Raw genomic sequence first — 18,461 nt, 5'->3', positions numbered from 1 at the left:
AATTCGGGCGTTGCTATAATTTGAGTATGGTTACAGAAGAACTTGACACGATATGGGGGACCAAGGATGAGAACACTAAAAAAAACATGGCCTTTTCACTTGATGTTATTGCCAGCGATGATATTCCTGATCATCTTCAGCTTTATTCCAATGGGCGGAATTGTGATGGCATTTCAGGATTATAAGCCATGGCTGAAAATTTCAGGCTCGGCATGGGTTGGATTGGACAATTTCCGTTATCTATTTGAACGTAATGACAGTATGCAGGTCATTTGGAATACATTGATTATTGCTGTTCTAAAAATGATTTTCAATCTGGCTGTACCGTTTGTATTCGCCATTTTGTTAAATGAGATTCGCAAGGTATACATACAGCGTACTATTCAGACACTGGTGTACTTGCCTCACTTTTTATCTTGGGTTATTCTCGGCGGGATATTGCTGGATTTGCTTGCTACAGATGGTTTTGTCAATCAGATCTTAGGCAGCATGGGCTTCAAACCAATCTTTTTCTTAGGCGATAACAACTGGTTCCGGTTCACAGTTATTCTCACAGATGTGTGGAAGGAATTTGGTTATAATACGATCGTTTTCTTAGCTGCTCTAGCAGGAATCAATCCATCATTATATGAAGCTGCTGAAATAGACGGCGCTAACCGCTGGAAGCAGACACGTTTTATCACAATGCCATCTCTATTGCCAATGGTTGTGGTGGTAGGTACCTTGGCTCTCGGAAATGTATTGAACGCAGGGTTTGACCAGATTTTTAACCTCTACAATCCACTGGTCTATCAGAAAGGCGATATTATTGATACCTTCGTGTACCGCACGGCTATTCTGAATGGTGAGATGGGCTTTGGTACGGCAATCGGACTGTTTAAGTCGGCCATTAGTATGATCCTAATTCTCGTCTCGTACAGTTTGGCTAAGAAGTGGGCAGGATATCGCATTTTCTAATCTACCAAAGGAAGAGGGAGACAACTTATGTATTACAAAACAAGAGGTTATCGTATATTCAACGTGTTTAATACTTGCTTTCTAATCCTGCTCGCACTGATGTGTATTGTACCTTTGATTCACGTGCTGGCTGTATCCTTTAGCGCGAAGTCGGCAGCGGATGCCAATTTGGTAGGGTTATGGCCAAAGCAGTTCTCTCTGGAAGCTTATAAAAAGACAATAAACAATCCGATCTTTCTACACTCCATCTGGGTATCTGTTCAAAGAACCATACTCGGGACTGGACTTACACTTTTAATTACTTTTTTGGCAGCCTATCCGTTATCCAAAGAAAACTCAGCCTTCAAGGGCCGTAATGTCTACTCTTGGTTGTTCGTTTTCAGTATGGTGTTCAACGGCGGCTTGATTCCATTTTACATTGTGATTCAAAAGATTGGTTTGATGGATTCCTTCTGGGTACTTGTTCTGCCAGGTGCGGTAAATACGTTCTTGGTGATTCTGATGCTGAACTTCTTCCGTGGTATTCCAAAAGATCTGGAGGAGGCTTCGCTAATAGACGGAGCCGGACATTTCCGTACGTTGTTCAGTATTTACTTGCCGATTTCTCTGCCATCGATCGCTACGATTGCCTTGTTCAGCATGGTATTCCATTGGAACTCTTGGTTCGATGGACTATTGTATTTGAATAATTCCAAGCAATTTCCACTGGCGACATTCCTGCAGACGGTTATCATTCAACGGGATATGAGCTCCATGAGCATCAATCCAAAGGAAATGGAGCTGATCTCGCAGACGACGGTGAGAGCCGCGCAAATATTTATCGGAGCCGCTCCAATTTTGATCGTATATCCTTTCCTGCAAAAATATTTTGTTAAAGGGATGACACTTGGTTCTGTAAAGGAGTAGCAATGATGACAACCACATTTATCAATGGAATGGATATCTCTTTTCTGGATGAAATTGAGCAGGGTGGAGGAGCGTATTACAGCGGTGCTGTAGAGTCCGTTGAGAACGCTGAGGATTTGCTCTACATTCTGAAGGACAATGGCGTGAATGCCATCCGGCTGCGGATTTGGAATGATCCTCCGGGCGGCTTCTGCAATCTAGAACGTACGCTGATTATGGCTAAGCGAATTAAAGAAGCAGGACTTAACTTTCTGCTGGATTTTCATTATTCGGATAAATGGGCAGATCCTGCTAATCAATCGAAGCCAAAAGTTTGGGAGAATCTTGATTTTACGGGTTTAACATCAGCCGTGTATGAGTATACTCGTGAGGTTCTTGAGCTTTTGCAATCTCAAGGCACTATGCCCGACATGGTGCAGATCGGTAATGAGATTACTCCAGGCATGTTATGGAATGAAGGCAAGGTGGATGGAGAGTGGGATACTACGGAGCAATGGGAACAGTTCATTACACTGGTTCAAGCAGGAATAGCGGGCGCAAAAGCTGTTGCTTCTGATTTGTCCATCATGATCCATATTGACCGTGGTGCTGATTATCCAGCCAGCCGTAACTTTTATGATCGGTTTTTCGAGCATGGCGTAAATTTTGATGTGATCGGATTATCTTTTTATTCTTGGTGGCACGGCACGCTGGATGACTTGCGATCTAACCTGAATGAATTGGCGGTGCGGTACAATAAGGATATTATTGTTGTTGAAACAGCTTATCCTTGGACGCTGAATGCACCTGAAGGTTTCCCCTTAATAGTAAGTGAGGAAAAGCAGCTGCATGAAGGTTATCCGGCTACAGTAGAGGGACAGACTAAGTATATGAAAGATTTTATTAGTGTTATTGAGAATATACCTAACGGTAAAGGTATCGGGTTTTATTATTGGGAGCCAGCCTGGGTTCCTTCGCAAAAGGAATGGTCCGTGGGACATGAGAATGGTTGGTCCAATCTGACCCTGTTTGATTTTGCGGGAGGGAAATTGGATTCGCTCGAATTCTGACGTATTTAGGATTGAAACAAGAAGACAGCTTAAGGTTAATTACCTTGAGCTGTCTTCTTTTTAATTTCCAGAAGAAGGGTTAGCCTTTCCTGATACCTATAAACAAGCAACATTTCAGTATTTCAAGAAATTGATTCAGAGCAGCAAGAGTAAAAATAAGGCTTTACTCCCATACTACCGTTATCTTGGACCTGAGCTTCACCATAACCTTTAGGAGGAATGCGGATGAAACAACATTCTGCTCCCACCATCTATATACAGCTTAAAAATCGGGTGATGGTTCCCAAGGGTAAAGGTGTCACGTTGGGTGATATTGCTTTTTTGATAGCGGAGCCTGAACTGAAAGAGTCGTTGGAGACAATTCTCTTAATGAAGCCGGAGCAAAGTGACGGCAATCTGATTTTGATTGATCTGTTGATGGTTATCCCCCGGATATATGAACTTATACCGAATGCGGACATTGAACCGATCGGTGAAGGGAGGACGATTGTGCAGATTGAGAGTCAGGTGGAGAGACGGAAACCTTCGGTGGCGATGTTTGTTTTAGTTTGGCTGCTGCTTTTCTTTGGGTCTGCTCTGACAATTATGAACTTTCATGCTGATGTAAATATGCTGGAGGTACAAATTCGAATTGTGGAGATGCTAACGGGTCATCGGGATGAGCATCCCTATATATTTCAGATTGCTTATTCTCTGGGCATCGGGTTTGGGATGGTCATTTTTTTCAACCATTTATTTAAAAAGAAGTGGAATGAGGAGCCTACTCCGCTGGAAGTGGAAATGTATCTGTATCAGAAGAACATCGACCAATATGTCATCAATGAGGAATACAGCAAGATGAGGCGCCGCAGTGAAAACCAATCTGAGAATACGGAGGACTGAAGATGACGGCACCCATAGCACTGGGACTAAATTTGCTGCTGGGCATTGCGGGTGGTATTGCTGTAGGCGGTGGAGTGATCGCTCTATTTGTTGTGCTGGATATGGTGCCGCGTCTGGCGCAATTAACCTCTTCTTACGATAAAGTTCATTGGTATGAAGGCGCGATGGTAGGTGGATCTTTAGTAGGTACTGTTAGTGATTTTTGGAATTGGAAAATTACCTCAGGTCCTCTAGTTGAACTTGGTGTAGGACTATTTGATGGGATTTTTGTCGGGATGCTCGCTGCAGCATTGACCGAGGTATTAAATGTGCTGCCGATACTCGCTAAACGCTTAAATATGACACATTATCTATTCGGTCTGTTAATGGCGATGGTGAGTGGGAAGGTCGCGGGTTCTTTGTTCGACTGGTTTGTATACCGACAGTAAACAGGGGGTTAGGAAATGAGCAAGTTTATTCACAGCGGTGATTCTGCACCGGAAGATGACCATCTGGAAGATAATGCTGCAGCTGCTGCAGCAATGAAGACAACTGCAGAGGATCTAGTTGCAGATCACACAGAACCTGAGGGCGCTTCAGCTATCGGTGAAAGTGAAGATTCAGCGGAAAATTCTACAACATCTGAAACTAGCCAGGACCAGCAGGATGCAGAGGCATCAGCCGAATTAGGCACTGAGCAGCAGGATGCAGAAGTGACTGCGGAGCAGGGAACAGAACAGCAAGATGCAGAAGTGACTGCGGAGCAGGGAACAGAGCAGCAGGATGCACAAGCGACTGCGGAGCAGGGAACAGAGCAGCAGGATGCAGAAGTGACTGCGGAGCAGGGAACAGAGCAGCAGGATGCAGAAGTGACTGCGGAGCAGGGAACAGAGCAACAGGATGCAGAAGTGACTGCGGAGCAGGGAACAGAGCAACAGGATGCAGAAGCGACTGCAGAGCAGGGAACAGGGCAGCAGGATGGGGATGCGACTGCGAAGCAGGGAACAGAGCAGCAGGATGCAGAAGCCACTGCGAAGCAGGGAACAGAGCAGCAGGATGCAGAAGCATCGGATGAGCTCGGCAATCAGGAGCCAAATGAGCCGAGTAAAGGTTTTTTTGCCAGGTTATTTGGTATGGATTCAGAGGATTCAGAATCAGATGATGAGGCACAGGATCAGAATGCTCAGGCAGCAGGAGGAACAGGTAACGATGCTGGTACTGGGGAGGAGTCTCAAGCTCAACCGAAGCCTTCAAAGAAGCAGGTGCAGCAGCAGTCTCAGAACAAAAGTAAAGATAAGCTACAAAACAAACGCGATAGTGAGCATTCTAACTCATTAAAGGAATCCGTTATTTATTGGCAAGGCAATGATCATATCCCAGGTTCTCTACAAGAAACAAAAAACACGCTGACCGAAGTGATGGGGCTGGGAACAAGTTTTGATGTGACGTTTAGAGAAATGTCCTTTGGGGGACATAAGACAGCTTTACTCTGCTTAAGCGGATTCACCAACGAAGATGTGACGGATGAAATTCTGAAACGACTAACCTACCTTTCTTCAGAAAATTTGTCCGCAGGTGTATTAGGTAGCTTTATGAACGAATACATCCCTCATATTCAAGTTGAAGAGGGTAGTGTATTAAGCGAATGTTTCGATAAAGTATTAAAAGGAATGAGCGCACTATTTATTGAGGGTGAGAACAAAGTTATCCTAATGGATACTCGATCTTACCCCATGCGAAGTCCTGATGAACCCTCGATTGATCGGGTGGTGCGTGGTGCGCGCGATGGTTTTACAGAAACCCTGCTTAGTAATATTTCACTTGTAAGAAGACGGATACGTGATCCGGGGCTGAAGCTTGAAATGTTTCAAGTGGGACGGCGGACACGGACAGATGTCTGCGTGGCTTACATCGATGATATCGTTGATAAAACGCAAGTAACGTCAGTCATCGATAAAATCAACAGCATCGATATCGATGGTATTCCACTGGCGGATAAGCAATTGGAGGAAGCGATTATCGGCGGAGGGTGGAACCCTTATCCTATGGTGCGTTATTCTGAACGCCCTGACGTTGTAGCCTCCAATTTATTAGAGGGACGGGTCATATTATTCGTGGATACCTCGCCCATTGTAATTGTTCTTCCGACTACCTTTTTTGATCTTTGCCAGCATGCGGAGGAGAATCGCCAGACTCCTTTTATGGGGACATATCTGCGGTGGGTCCGTTTCATCGGCATCTTCGCTTCCATGTTCCTGCTCCCGTTATGGATGTTGCTTGTTATCCATCCTGAGTTAAAGCCTGCTATGCTGGATTTTATCGGGCCGCAAAAGACAGCGAGAATTCCTATTCTCGCTCAGTTTCTGATTGTAGAGCTTGGGGTTGATTTACTGCGGATGGCCGCCGTGCATACCCCAACACCTTTAGGCTCAGCGATGGGTCTGATTGCAGCCATATTGATTGGTGATATAGCGGTGCAGAGTGGTCTGTTTGTAAACGAAGTAGTACTGTATATGGCGGTAGCCTCAATCGGTATGTTCGCGACTCCGAGTTATGAGCTGGGTCTGGCGAACCGTATAGTCAGGCTTGTGTTATTAATTGCCGTAGCGGCGTTCCAGGTACCAGGCTTTATGATTGGCACGACGTTACTGACTATCTTCTTAACCACTCATCGGTCCTATAACTCCTCATATATGTGGCCGTTTATACCCTTTAATGCAAAGGCAATGAGTGAAATTCTATTGCGTAAACCGGTCTTAAGTTCGAAGGAAAGGCCGTCTTTTAACAAAACCAGAGACAATACCAGAATGCCGCCATCTCAAGAGAATGAGTAACAATCGTAGGAAAATACAAAACTACTGCAAATTAGTCCATTCAATGGAGTTCCCACTGTCTGTTATACTGAATACACTAAGACAGGGTGGAACCTTGATATTCCACAGAAATTGGAGGACTAAAGAATGTTTCTACACGGTACTAGCCGCATTAACGATGCTGGGCATTTGGAGATCGGCGGATGTGATGTAACTGAATTGAAAGCGGAATATGGAACCCCGCTATATATATTGGACGAGCAATTGGTTAGACAACGTTGCCGGGAATATATGGATGCTTTTAAAGCCTCCGGCCTTGGTTTCCAAGTAGCTTACGCAAGCAAGGCGTTTTCAGTAATGGCAATGGTTCGTTTGGCTGATGAAGAAGGTTTGTCACTGGATGTTGTATCCGACGGCGAACTATATACAGCTTTGCAAGCTGGCTTCCCGGCAGAACGCATCCATTTTCATGGCAACAATAAGACATCTGAAGAGATCGAAATGGCGATTGATGCCAAAATCGGCTGCTTTGTAGTCGATAATCTGGTAGAGCTTAACCTTTTGCAGTCCATTGCTGCACGTAAAGAAGTTAATGTAAACATCTTATTGCGGGTGACACCAGGTGTAGAAGCGCATACTCATGAATATACCGCAACGGGCCAGACAGATTCCAAATTCGGCTTTGATATCGGTAATGGATCGGCCTATGAAGCAGTGAAAGCAGCAGTCAGCAAAAAGAATATCACGCTGCTTGGTGTGCATTCCCATATTGGTTCGCAGATCTTTGAAACCGATGGTTTCCAGCTAGCTGTTGAGCGTGTGGCAACTTTTGCCCGCAGTGTTAAAGAAGGCTTGGAAGTGGACTTCCGTGTAGTCAATCTTGGTGGAGGTTTCGGGATTCGTTATGTCGAGGGAGATACCCCATTACATGTTTCTGAATATGTTGCAGCGATTACGGATGCAGTGAAGACTCATTTTGCTGGAATTTATAGTGCTTTGCCGGAAATTTGGGTGGAGCCGGGCCGTAGTATTGTTGGAGATGCAGGTACTACATTGTACACTGTAGGATCTAACAAGGACATTCCTGGCGTGCGTAAGTACGTTGCTGTTGATGGTGGAATGACCGACAATCCACGCCCTGCTTTGTATCAGTCTAAATACGAGGCATTGCTTGCTAACCGTGCTAACGAAGACGCAACTGAGACTGTCTCCATCGCTGGTAAATGCTGCGAGAGCGGAGATATGTTGATCTGGGATGTAGAGCTGCCGAAGGCTGAAAGCGGCGATTTGTTGGCTGTAGCCTGCACAGGCGCGTACAATTACTCCATGGCCAGCAACTATAACCGTCTTCGCCGTCCGGCTTTAGTATTCGTACAGAACGGACAAAGCGATCTTGTAGTGCGTCGTGAAAGCTATACGGATCTTATTGCCAACGATATTGTACCAGAGCGTATCGCCAAACAGACAGTTGTTGCTAAGTAATAGCCTGCTGCTGTAAGGTGGGTAAAGTTGAGCAGCATATAGAGCAAGCAGGAAAGTCTCCTGCTTGCTTTGCTTTGTGCGTGGTTTCATAGTAATATAATTGAGGTATTCTAAATTTGTTAATTTTGAAAGGGGTCATTTACATATGGCAAAGCAAGCGAAAATCACTCTAGAAAATGGCGGCGTAGTGCTGCTGGACTTGTTCGATCAAGATGCACCTAACACTGTAGCCAACTTTGAAAAGCTGGCAAAAGAAGGTTTCTACAACGGATTGACATTCCACCGTGTTATCCCTGGTTTCGTTGCTCAAGGCGGATGTCCTAACGGAACTGGCTCTGGCGGCCCAGGTTACACAATCAACTGCGAAATTAACCCAAACAAACATGAACGCGGAACACTTGCTATGGCACATGCAGGTAAGAACACAGGCGGAAGTCAGTTCTACATCTGCTACGCTCCACAACCACACTTGGATGGAGTACACACTGTGTTTGGTAAAGTAGTAGAAGGTATGGATCTTGTTGATGCTTTCAAAGGACGCGACAAAATGACTTCGGTAGAAATCATCGAAGCTTAAGATTTAATAGTTAAAAGCCAGTCTCCGAATATCGGGGCTGGCTTTTTTGTGTTGTTAAAGAATCCGCCTAACCTGTCTACGCCGTGAATTGCGCCGCTCTGGCAGCCAGAAGAATATCAAATACATAGCTAGAAACACAGTGAAGGCAAACAGCTCTTCAACAAGCAGGTAATAAGGATAAGGTCCAAAATAATCCAATACGGAATAGGTACTAGGTTTCTGGGATAGGAACATGTAGTTTGAGCCTAGGAAGTAATTAGCAGTCCAGATGCAGGCAGCCACAATATTGAGGCCGAGCATGGTGATGAGTAAAGATCTCCAAGTCGGCTTGTAGCCCTCAATCCAGGTCATGTAAAGAGACGCCAGAATAATAGAACCATGAGCTATAAAAAACAGGAGAAAGCGGAAATGAGGGAACGGATAAACTAGGTTAGGGGTGAGCAACGCAATAAATGCTCCGCCGATCCCGGCAAAGTAGAGAAAGGAATAAAGGGTTCGACTGCGTGAAATTAACATGATAATAGACAGCAGTAGAGTGATTCCACAGAGCTCGAACGGTAATGAGGAGCTGGAGCGCCAGATGTTCTGAGAGATGTACCACATTTGCAGCCCGGCTTCTGAGACTACAAGTAGTATGATTAGCAGCAAACGCACGCTTTGCCGAAGTCTTGAATCTGTACGAATTTCAAACCGTAAGCCATAGAGCAGTAGACAACTTAACGTAATGATAGACAGCGCAACCCAATGCGAAGATGAGAACATGATGAAATCCTCCGCGTGCTGGCGATCAAAAAAAGATGAAAGCTGCATAGACGAACCTCCTTTGAACGTGAAAACATCCATCAAAAATAAAGTTTGAGAATTTTAATAATCTTGATTCTAGATATCCATAAAATGGGTATATATGTATATGTTCTGTCAACTCCACCACATAAGGAAGACTTTTCATTATATTAACATAAGATGGGGCGTAGGGCGCGGAATTACATATGAAGCTTTTGAACATGCAGGGGTGGAAAACAATTAGAACAAGAAAATGGAGGCAACAGGAACATGTTTAAGAAAAAAATAAGTGTAATGGTCATTATTTTGATGCTTGTGGCCCAATATGCCTATGGCATGGGATTTGCTCCGCAAGTAAAAGCGGCTGCGATTGATGACGAAAGAAATATCATCACCAGTGTTTCAATGGCTGTGTACGGGCCAGATGGAATCACGGTCACGAACAGCGTATACGAACGAGATGCTAATGTTACCTTGGATTATAATTGGTCTCTTCCTAAAAATCATAATTACAAGCAAGGTGACACTTTTACTTTTCAGCTTCCAGAACAGTTCCAGTTATTTAATGATTTTAACGGACCGTTGGTCTCTGAGGATGGAGATGTAGGGAGCTTTGAAGTCAGGCAAATTTCACATGAAGTGATAATGACTTTTAATGACTACATAGAAACGCATGATGACGTGCAGGGAACGCTGCGGTTAAATACTAAATTCGATAAACAGCAAATCTCGGGCAGTACTATACAGAATATTTTATTTCCCGTGAGCGGCGGTATTCAGACAGTGACAGTAAATTTTAAACCAAGTGTTGGATCGACTATAGAGAAGAGAGGTATTGCCGAAGGTTTCAATGCGAACCAAATATTATGGACTGTTGATGTCAATAAGTCTTTGGAAGCCGTGGGGAATGCCATTGTGACGGACCCCATCCCTTCAGGCTTATCATTAAATACTCCAGTCACAGTGAGCGTGTATCAACTGAGCATTCAATTGGATGGTTCAGTAACGGAAGGAGCATTGCTCGACACAAGCAAATACTCTGCAGAGCTCTCCGGAGGGTCATTGATTGTCCGTTTTACGGAACCTGTGATTAAAGAGGCTTACCGTATTGTATATTCCACAGGGATTACTAATGACCATCAGCTAAGCTTCACCAATACTGCAACTTTTTCAGGAGATGGGCAAGAGCCCGCCAGCTCGACTGCCACAGTGAATGTAGAACGTGGAGGAAGCTTGAAAAAGTATTCTACGAGCTATGATGGGGGCAAACAGATCATTTCCTGGGCAATTGAATATAACTACAATGAAAAGAATATCCCGCAAGGAAACGCTGTGTTAACAGATTTGTTCGATGATTCTCAAGAGCTGGTAACCGATTCGCTAAAAGTATATGCTGTGCAGCTGGATTCTTCCGGTGGTGCAACGTTAGGCAAGGTTTTGACAAAGGATGTTGACTACACGGTTGTTTCCACGTCAGACGTTCATAAGTCTGGATTTGTATTGCAATTTGCACACGATGTTACTTCACCATATCGAATCGAATATAAGACAAAAGCGATAAAACGCGTGTTTGAGGATGCCACCATAACTAATACAGTATCTGATAGTACGTATAGTGATCAGGCTACCCGATTAATCCGGTCTTCCATTCTTTATAAGACTTTATCAACCGTAGATTATCAGAATAAAACATTGGGTTGGAAGGTCACATTGAATAGTGATAATTACCCGATGAGCCATGTTACAGTTACCGAATCCTTCCCATTTGGCGGCCTAAAGTTTATTCCAGAATCACTGGTGATTAGAAATCTGAATGGGAATGTTTTAAATCCAAATAACTATGATCTAGTGTACAACTCACCTGTCGAGCCTAATAAAGGCTTCAAGGTAGTGTTTAATTCACCGATATCTGGTCTTTATACGATTAGCTATTCTACAGAATTTAACAAGGACTGGATTTGGGCTAAAACTGAAAATTTCAATAACAAAGTTCGGTTAGACTGGATGGACACTACTGAAGCCTTACGCACGATAGAAGCAGAAGGGTTATTCATTCCTAGACCTGAGGCGAAAAACAATGGATTTAAAGGGGGAGCCTACGATGCTTCAACTAAAAAAATTACTTGGTCGATAGGCGCCAATTATAACGGCAAAACCCTCGAAGCTCCGGCGCTTGTTGATATTTTAAAATCAGGCCAGACCTTGGTTCCTGGTTCACTAAAAGTTTACACTATGAATATTGCAAAGAATGGTGACCCTACCAAGGGTACAGAAGTGAATCCTAATAAATATAGCTATAGCGTAAATAGCGATAATGAATTAAACGTTATTTTTACAGATAAGATTAACTCCGCTTTCTACATTGAATTTAATACAAGTCTTGAAGGGCAAATAATAGGCACTACTGTTGATAATAAAGCTAATCTCTATGATGGAGCAAAAGTGGTTTCCAAAGATTTGACCGCCTCCGTAAAAATTCCTTTTGGAGAGGATTATGTGCTGAAGGACGGTACACAAAACGGGGATAAAATTGACTGGAGCCTGCAAATTAACCGGGGGCAGTCCACAATAAAGGATGCATTAATCAAAGATACTCCTAGTGCTAATCAAATTTTGCTGCAGAATTCATTCCATCTGTATCCTACGGCTGTAGCTGTGAACGGAGATATCACGAAAAGCGGTCCTGAACTGATTCAGGGTATTGATTATAGCGTTGTTATCACAACGGATGCCGATGGAAAACAATCCTTTGAGTTAAGCTTTGCCTATGAAATCAGCAGGGCTTACATTCTCGAATATCAATCCCTGATTGTGGCTAACACTGGAGACAAAGTAATAAATACTGTACATTTCAGTGGTTTTAACGGCAGTAAAATAAGTAAAGAAACCTCTAAAGAAATTATTGTCGGGGTCTCCAGCGGTTCTGGCACAGGCAGCGGGGGAAGAGGCACTCTCAATATTAAGAAGCTAGATGCTGAAGATAACATAAAGGCGCTTGGTGATGCGACTTTTGCATTGTATCGACTAAATGGCACGGAACGTGTACTGATTAACAGTCTAACTACAGATGCAGAGGGTACAGCTACATTTAATAAAATATGGCTGGGTAGCTATGTATTGGTGGAGACAGCAGCTCCAAATGGTTACGTGCTCGATACATCCGAGCATCCAGTGGAGATTCGTTCCTCGTCAGCGATTCAACTGGTGATTACGAATCAAAAAGCAGTGGAGCCCACGCCTACGGTAACGCCAGAACCAACTGGTGCTCCAACAACAACACCAGAACCAACCGTAACACCTGCACCATCAACAACGCCAGCACCGACGGTTTCTCCATCACCAGAAGCGACTGCTGCACATACACCAATCCCTACAAGCAGCACATCTGGAGGTTCGGTGGTACCCACGTCTACAAGCTCGCCCGTACCCGAAGTAATTATTAATGATCCAGCTGTTCCTGCTGGTCCTGGAAATGCGGCCGATCTAGGATCCGCGACATCAACCGATGAGGGAACTCCTGAGCAAGTGATTACCGAAGAAGAAATTCCATTAGGAGAAGTTGATATCGACGATGAAGAAGTACCAAAAGGTACGGTGAACAATAGCACTTCGGGTGCTCCTCAGCTGCCGAAGACAGGTGAGAACAGTCCTTTGCCTCTGTATCTGTCGGGAATAGGGTTGATAACCATAGGATTTGTTATGAACCGAGTATTTAGACGTAGAGGTAAGACAGAGTGATCGGAGATTAGTGTGATTTAAGATTTTTATGCAAAAGCACCCAGCATGATAAACGCCGGGTGCTTTTATGCTTTTTTTTGAAAATTTTATGGCTGATTCTTAAGTGTACCTGCGTTATCTGAGGTGTTTAGGTTATACCGCAGCCATTCGCCTTCTTTTTCACTTGAGACATTCCAGCCGAGCTGTTCCGCAACAAAGGCTAGCGGGACTAAAACTTTTCCTCCTGCCAGAAGCGGCGCAGCATCAATGGTGAGAGCTTTCCCGTTCACGAGTGCTTTGACACTGCCCACAGTCATAGTAACGGTGTTCTCGGCGGAAGTAAGCGATACAGTTTTAGTGGCCGCATCCCACGTTATGGATGCACCCAGGGCTGTCCCGATATCTTTGGCGGGCAGCCATAATTCTTTATTTCCTTGCACTAAACGGATGTTAAGTGCTAGTGGTAATCCATTTACTTGTACACTGCTGCGATAAACTTTTCCGTTATTATTCATAACGGCGCTTTCCGCCTGTGATTCCAGCGAGCTATTAAGCGCCTTTATGTTGCTGGAAGTTACCCGATATTTGGAATTGTCCTGTCCGATAGCTTCTGCTATCCACGTGTTAACCTCACCATTATGATGACTTAAATCCTTATAGAGGTCTAGATTGAATGTCCAATCCGCTTCGGCTTGGAAATCGTATAGCTTCACATTTGGAAACTGTTCAAATTGCTCGAATATCCATTGCCGCATGACAAGCTGATTGTTAAAGCGAACGGGATTACTGGCGAACCAAGCGACCTGACGCATAACGCTGTAGGGTGGGTAGTAGAAATAAAACTGGACATCGGGATATTCCTCCAGCAGAGGACGGATATACGTATTAAAATAGCCCTTTACTTGCTCAATGCTTTCCTCGTTAGTACCGTAATCCAGCTCCTTGTCACAAGCCATTAGGTAAGATTCTGCAACGTATTGCTTGCCAAACACTACTTTGTTATCCCAGTTGTATAAATATTCCAAATTCTGTTTAGCTTCACCACTCAGGTTGTTTTTGATGCTGCTTATTAATTGTTTAAATACAGATGAATTGAACCAGTATTTGTAGTCGGTCCATAGTTTGCCGTCATACAGATAGTCAGGGAAATCTTCCTCATCTTCGGCTGTGGCGAGTTTCAAAGAGAAATAATCCAAACCCCAGAGCACTTGTTTTACTTTGCCTGTCTCCAAGGCAAGTTTGGCAATTTTATAATGCTCATCGACTGTGGATCCTTCCATAGATAACTTTAAGGTTGTCCCAACTAAGCTGGCATCTACTTGAGAGGGAAGAAAGTTCTCCGTCATAGACGTGCCGATGATAATATTGTCGTAGTCGTAATTTTTAGCTAAACCCGGATTCTGATAACGTTCTTCTTCTGACAAGAGTGGAGTATACCACAATGGACGATGATAGAATTGTAATGGGTCGATAAAAGCAGTAATCAGCGCCGTTAGAAGCGCTAACAAGCTAAAACAAAGCAGGAAATAACCTATGAAACGTTTCGATTTAGTATGAATCCCGGGGGATTTACGTGGGTTGTTATTATTCTGAAGCCGTGATGCAAGCATCATCATTCCTCCTTACAGTTCTAGAAGTTAAAGTATAAAAAGGTTGTAATTCGGTTGAAGAATAACAGCGAGAACATAATGATAAATGCCATCACAAATGCTGTTTTCCAGCTATACTGAAAATTACGTTTGTTCAATAGATGAAGGGGATTCCAGAGAATGATCGTCATTAAGATGAGAATCAGGATGATTGCCCATTTAAGCGATCCAATAGATTGCAAAGATACCCCGTTAAGTCCACTCATCCCTTTCAACAAACGAAATGCCTGCGATATATGTTCTGCACGGAAAAATACCCATGTGATGTTCACAAATATGAAAGTCAGCAACCATGATAACCACTTGGGAAGGGAAAAGCCCCAGCGTCCCCAACATTTCTCTACAGCTTGTCCTACTCCATGCAAGAGCCCCCACAGGATGAACAGCCAACCCGCACCGTGCCAGAAACCACCGAGCAGAAAAGTAATAATGACATTTCGGATCGAAATCCAGAAGCTTTTCCGGTTGCCGCCTAGTGGAATGTAGATATAATCTCTAAGAAAATGGCTGAGCGTAATATGCCAGCGTCTCCAGAAATCGCGGATGCTTATGGCTCGGTAGGGTTCATTGAAATTTTGCGGCAGATGGATGTTGAACAGCAGTGCTATTCCAATCGCCATATCGGTATAGCCGCTGAAATCATAGTAGATTTGTAAGGTATAGGAAAGGATAGCCACCCATGAATCTACAAAATATGTTGCCGCTGCAAAACCGTTATCAGCATAACCAGCTAGGGTATCCGCTAGGATGACTTTTTTTCCTAATCCGATGCTGAAGAAGAGGGTCCCCTTCTGTATGTTGTTCCAATTCCAAACCTTATTTCGCAGTTTATCGAATTGGGGCATCATATCCTTGTGATGAAGGATAGGACCGGAGATCAGATGCGGGAAAAAAGTCACAAATAGCGTGTAATTCAAAAGATTGTACTCACGCGCTTGGTTCCGGTAAACATCAACGAGGTAGGCGATTTGTGTAAAGGTAAAGAAACTTATGCCTAAAGGCAATATAAGATGGTGCAAAGAAAGGTTGCTTGCGGTCACCTCATTCCAATTTTCTATAAAAAAATCCGTGTATTTGTAATAGCCCAGTAATAGAATATTTGTGCTTAAGCTAAAGATTAGCAGCGGCCGGCGACGCTTAGCTGTTGTGGTATGAATGAAATGGCTCATAACATAGTTAAATAAGATGGATATCAAGATTAGAGGAACATATTTTATGTTCCAATACCCGTAAAAAACTAAAGAGGCGAGGGTAAGCCATACCTTAGCACAGAGTGTGAGACGAAGACGATTCAGAATAAAATATCCGGCCAGCACGATAGGCAGAAAACCAAACATAAAGGGATACGAATTAAATAGCATAACAACAATCCTCACTTATAGCAGATTTAGTATGAAATCACTATAAGTCAGAGATCTTAAGGCTTTATGTTATGAATTCTTATCATTTTCTTAATGGTTGAGATTGTACAAAAAATCCCCGCAAGCATCATTCGCTCACAGGGAAAGAGGTTTCAAATTCAGTTTGTTTGCGTGTGCTTTTGGCTGTAATGGTTCCGCCGTGAAGCTCTGCAATACTCTTGGCTATGGCGAGCCCTAAGCCACTTCCGCCTGTCTCTCGGGAGCGGGATTTATCGACACGATAAAAGCGTTTAAATAAGTGGGGGAGGTCGGATGCAGGGATAGGAGTACCGTAATTCGTACATAGAGCAACTATTCTATCGTCTTTTCTAACAACAGAAATGTCTAGAATTTTTCCTTCCTTTCCGTATCTTACGGCATTGGTAAATAGGTTCTCATACAATCGCACCAGCTCGTCCGCATCTCCGTTGATAATCAGAGGAGCTGTATCCGTATGAATGCGGTAGGTCATATCTGCTTGTTCCAGTACGGGTGCAAATTCTTCAATCAGCTGTTCGAGCAGCTTGCCGAGATCTACAGGCTCAATATTTAGCGGTAATCCGCTGCTGCTGACGCGAGTGTATTCAAATAAATCGTCGATTAGCTTTTTAAGAGTCAAAGATTTCTCATAGGCAATATTCACATAATAACGCAGCTCAACCTCGTTTTTATAACGATCCTTCTCCACATATTCAAGGAATCCGAGAACAGAGGTTAGTGGGGTTCGGAGGTCATGGGACACACCTGTGATTAGGTCGTTTTTGGCTTTTGCAGCGGCTCGTTCTTCCTCTATAGCAGATTTTAGCTTGCCAGCCATAGTGTTCATATTTTCAGCGAGCTTTCCGAGTTCATCCGTACCTGTTACCGGCACCGTGAAAGATAAATTGCCATCCGCAATGGCCTGAACTCCGCTCGTAATGTTATGAAGATTCTTAGTTGTATTTCTGGACAGCTTTAGGATGAAAAAAATAAATAAAGGAATCCCTATAAGAATCACAACTGGCGTTGATCCAATGGTATTGATCACCCAGAGAATGAGTCTGACTCCCCAAAAGGAGCGTGAAGGATTTAACCACAGCAATAGTGAAGTGCCGTAATAGCCGCCCATTAAGATTAAAGCGGTGAGTGCTAGGCTCGTTAAGCTGAAGCCAACTATTTTCCAGGATAGGGTATCGAATCGTTTAAAGTTCAACTAGAAGGACCTCCTTTTTCCAGTTTGTAGCCAACGCCCCATACCGTTTTTAAGTATTGTGGTTTACGCGGATTTTCTTCTATTTTTTCTCTGATTTTACGAATATGCACCATAAGTGTATTGTTGCTTTCCAGGAATTGTTCTTTCCATACTTTGGCGTAGATCTGCTCCATGCTTAGGACTTGTCCCTTATTACGGGCGAGCAGCTCTAGAATCGCAAATTCTCGCGGGGTAAGCTTAACGGGCTGATCATCCACACTTACTTCATGCGTAACCGAATTAATAACCAGACCATCAATGATGATTTCATCCTGTTTGGCGGCGTTTAGATCTGCCATGTAATTTCGAGTTCTGCGCAGCTGGGATTTAACACGGGCAACTAACTCCAGCGGACTAAAAGGTTTCGTAACATAATCATCTGCACCTACGCTAAGTCCGGTGATTTTATCAAGTTCCTGCCCTTTAGCAGATAACATGATGATCGGAAATTTTTGCGTTTCTCGAATTTTAATACAAGCCTCAATGCCGTCCATATTAGGCATCATGATATCAAGAACCATGAGGTCTATAATCTCTCTATTGATAATTTCGAGTGCTTCCAGCCCGTCTTTGGCAGTTAACAGCCGGTAACCCTCGTTCTCCAGATAGATCTGCATTAGTTTAATAATCTCGGCTTCGTCGTCCACCAATAGCAGCGTTGCGTTGTGCATTTCTCAGCGTCCTTTCTTGCTTGTAAAGCGCAATTCTTGCTATAAGAAGTATACAACATTTTCTTGTTTGGAAGCCTCATTTGAAGACCAGTGAAGGCAAAGAAACTGTATAGCAGCTAATAAATTAGTGGAATAAAAGACCAATCCCCCACAGCATTATGCCAGTTTGTTTTTTCTTTTAGTTTGCTCTGATCGCTGTGCCTCAATCCATGTGTTGATCTGTAGATAATACATTCTCAGCCATGGCTCTATCATGTAAGAAATAATTCTTAAACTTTATTTAACAGGAAACTTCTTAACAGCGGTGGCAGATAAAAGTAAAGGGAAACTTAATAGTTTCTTAACAAGTCTTAAGAAATAGGAAG

The 18,461-nt window shown here is 43.6% G+C and carries 14 protein-coding genes; 9 read left to right on the top strand and 5 right to left on the bottom strand.

Annotated elements, in window-relative coordinates:
* The first annotated feature begins 66 nt into the window (after nt 1–66).
* From MHH89_RS12615 to MHH89_RS12580, 8 genes are all read left to right on the top strand, one after another.
* Entirely contained in the window at nt 67–957 is an 891-nt protein-coding gene (locus MHH89_RS12615) for an ABC transporter permease (RefSeq protein WP_036676126.1), read from the top strand.
* 27 nt (nt 958–984) lie between these two features.
* Nucleotides 985–1,863, top strand: coding sequence for a carbohydrate ABC transporter permease (locus MHH89_RS12610; protein WP_036676128.1), 879 nt, complete (start codon nt 985–987; stop codon nt 1,861–1,863).
* 2 nt (nt 1,864–1,865) lie between these two features.
* Complete coding sequence (locus tag MHH89_RS12605; RefSeq protein WP_305954090.1) at nt 1,866–2,912, top strand: glycoside hydrolase family 53 protein; 1,047 nt, start codon at nt 1,866–1,868, stop codon at nt 2,910–2,912.
* 225 nt (nt 2,913–3,137) lie between these two features.
* A complete protein-coding gene (locus MHH89_RS12600) occupies nt 3,138–3,794 on the top strand; it encodes a stage V sporulation protein AA (RefSeq protein WP_036676129.1) in 657 nt (218 codons plus the stop codon).
* Between the two features lie 2 nt (nt 3,795–3,796).
* Complete coding sequence (locus MHH89_RS12595; RefSeq protein ID WP_036676132.1) at nt 3,797–4,222, top strand: stage V sporulation protein AB; 426 nt, start codon at nt 3,797–3,799, stop codon at nt 4,220–4,222.
* Nucleotides 4,223–4,906: 684 nt separating this feature from the next.
* A complete protein-coding gene (locus MHH89_RS12590) occupies nt 4,907–6,607 on the top strand; it encodes a spore germination protein (protein WP_076184240.1) in 1,701 nt (566 codons plus the stop codon).
* A 126-nt stretch (nt 6,608–6,733) separates the two neighbouring features.
* Nucleotides 6,734–8,068 carry a diaminopimelate decarboxylase gene (gene lysA / locus MHH89_RS12585; RefSeq protein WP_036676133.1) on the top strand — a complete coding sequence of 445 codons (1,335 nt, stop codon included), beginning with the start codon at nt 6,734–6,736 and terminating at the stop codon, nt 8,066–8,068.
* Nucleotides 8,069–8,213: 145 nt separating this feature from the next.
* Nucleotides 8,214–8,645 (top strand): peptidylprolyl isomerase, encoded by a 432-nt coding sequence (locus tag MHH89_RS12580; protein WP_036676135.1) that lies wholly within the window; start codon nt 8,214–8,216, stop codon nt 8,643–8,645.
* Nucleotides 8,646–8,699: 54 nt separating this feature from the next.
* Here MHH89_RS12580 and MHH89_RS12575 read toward each other — a convergent pair whose 3' ends face one another.
* A complete protein-coding gene (locus tag MHH89_RS12575; protein ID WP_076127434.1) occupies nt 8,700–9,455 on the bottom strand; it encodes a YwaF family protein in 756 nt (251 codons plus the stop codon).
* A 243-nt stretch (nt 9,456–9,698) separates the two neighbouring features.
* On the opposite strand from MHH89_RS12575, the gene MHH89_RS12570 reads away from it, so the two are divergent.
* On the top strand, nt 9,699–13,166 hold the full coding sequence (locus MHH89_RS12570; RefSeq protein WP_341087229.1) for a collagen binding domain-containing protein: 3,468 nt from the start codon (nt 9,699–9,701) through the stop codon (nt 13,164–13,166).
* Nucleotides 13,167–13,252: 86 nt separating this feature from the next.
* On the opposite strand, the gene MHH89_RS12565 is transcribed toward MHH89_RS12570, so the two are convergent.
* The 4 genes from MHH89_RS12565 to MHH89_RS12550 all read right to left on the bottom strand — a co-directional run bounded on the left by MHH89_RS12565 (nt 13,253) and on the right by MHH89_RS12550 (nt 18,096).
* Entirely contained in the window at nt 13,253–14,755 is a 1,503-nt protein-coding gene (locus MHH89_RS12565; protein WP_341087226.1) for a stalk domain-containing protein, read from the bottom strand.
* A gap of 20 nt (nt 14,756–14,775) precedes the next feature.
* Complete coding sequence (locus MHH89_RS12560) at nt 14,776–16,155, bottom strand: MBOAT family O-acyltransferase (RefSeq protein WP_341087224.1); 1,380 nt, start codon at nt 16,153–16,155, stop codon at nt 14,776–14,778.
* 127 nt (nt 16,156–16,282) lie between these two features.
* Nucleotides 16,283–17,386, bottom strand: coding sequence for a sensor histidine kinase (locus MHH89_RS12555; protein ID WP_076192231.1), 1,104 nt, complete (start codon nt 17,384–17,386; stop codon nt 16,283–16,285).
* Nucleotides 17,383–18,096, bottom strand: coding sequence for a response regulator transcription factor (locus MHH89_RS12550; protein WP_076304025.1), 714 nt, complete (start codon nt 18,094–18,096; stop codon nt 17,383–17,385). The genes MHH89_RS12555 and MHH89_RS12550 overlap by 4 nt, the downstream gene beginning before the upstream one ends.
* Between the last annotated feature and the right edge of the window lie 365 nt (nt 18,097–18,461).

The sequence above is a fragment of the Paenibacillus sp. FSL H7-0323 genome (genome assembly GCF_038002725.1).
GTDB lineage: Bacteria > Bacillota > Bacilli > Paenibacillales > Paenibacillaceae > Paenibacillus_AQ > Paenibacillus_AQ odorifer.
This window is presented reverse-complemented; position numbering and strand designations above follow the sequence as displayed.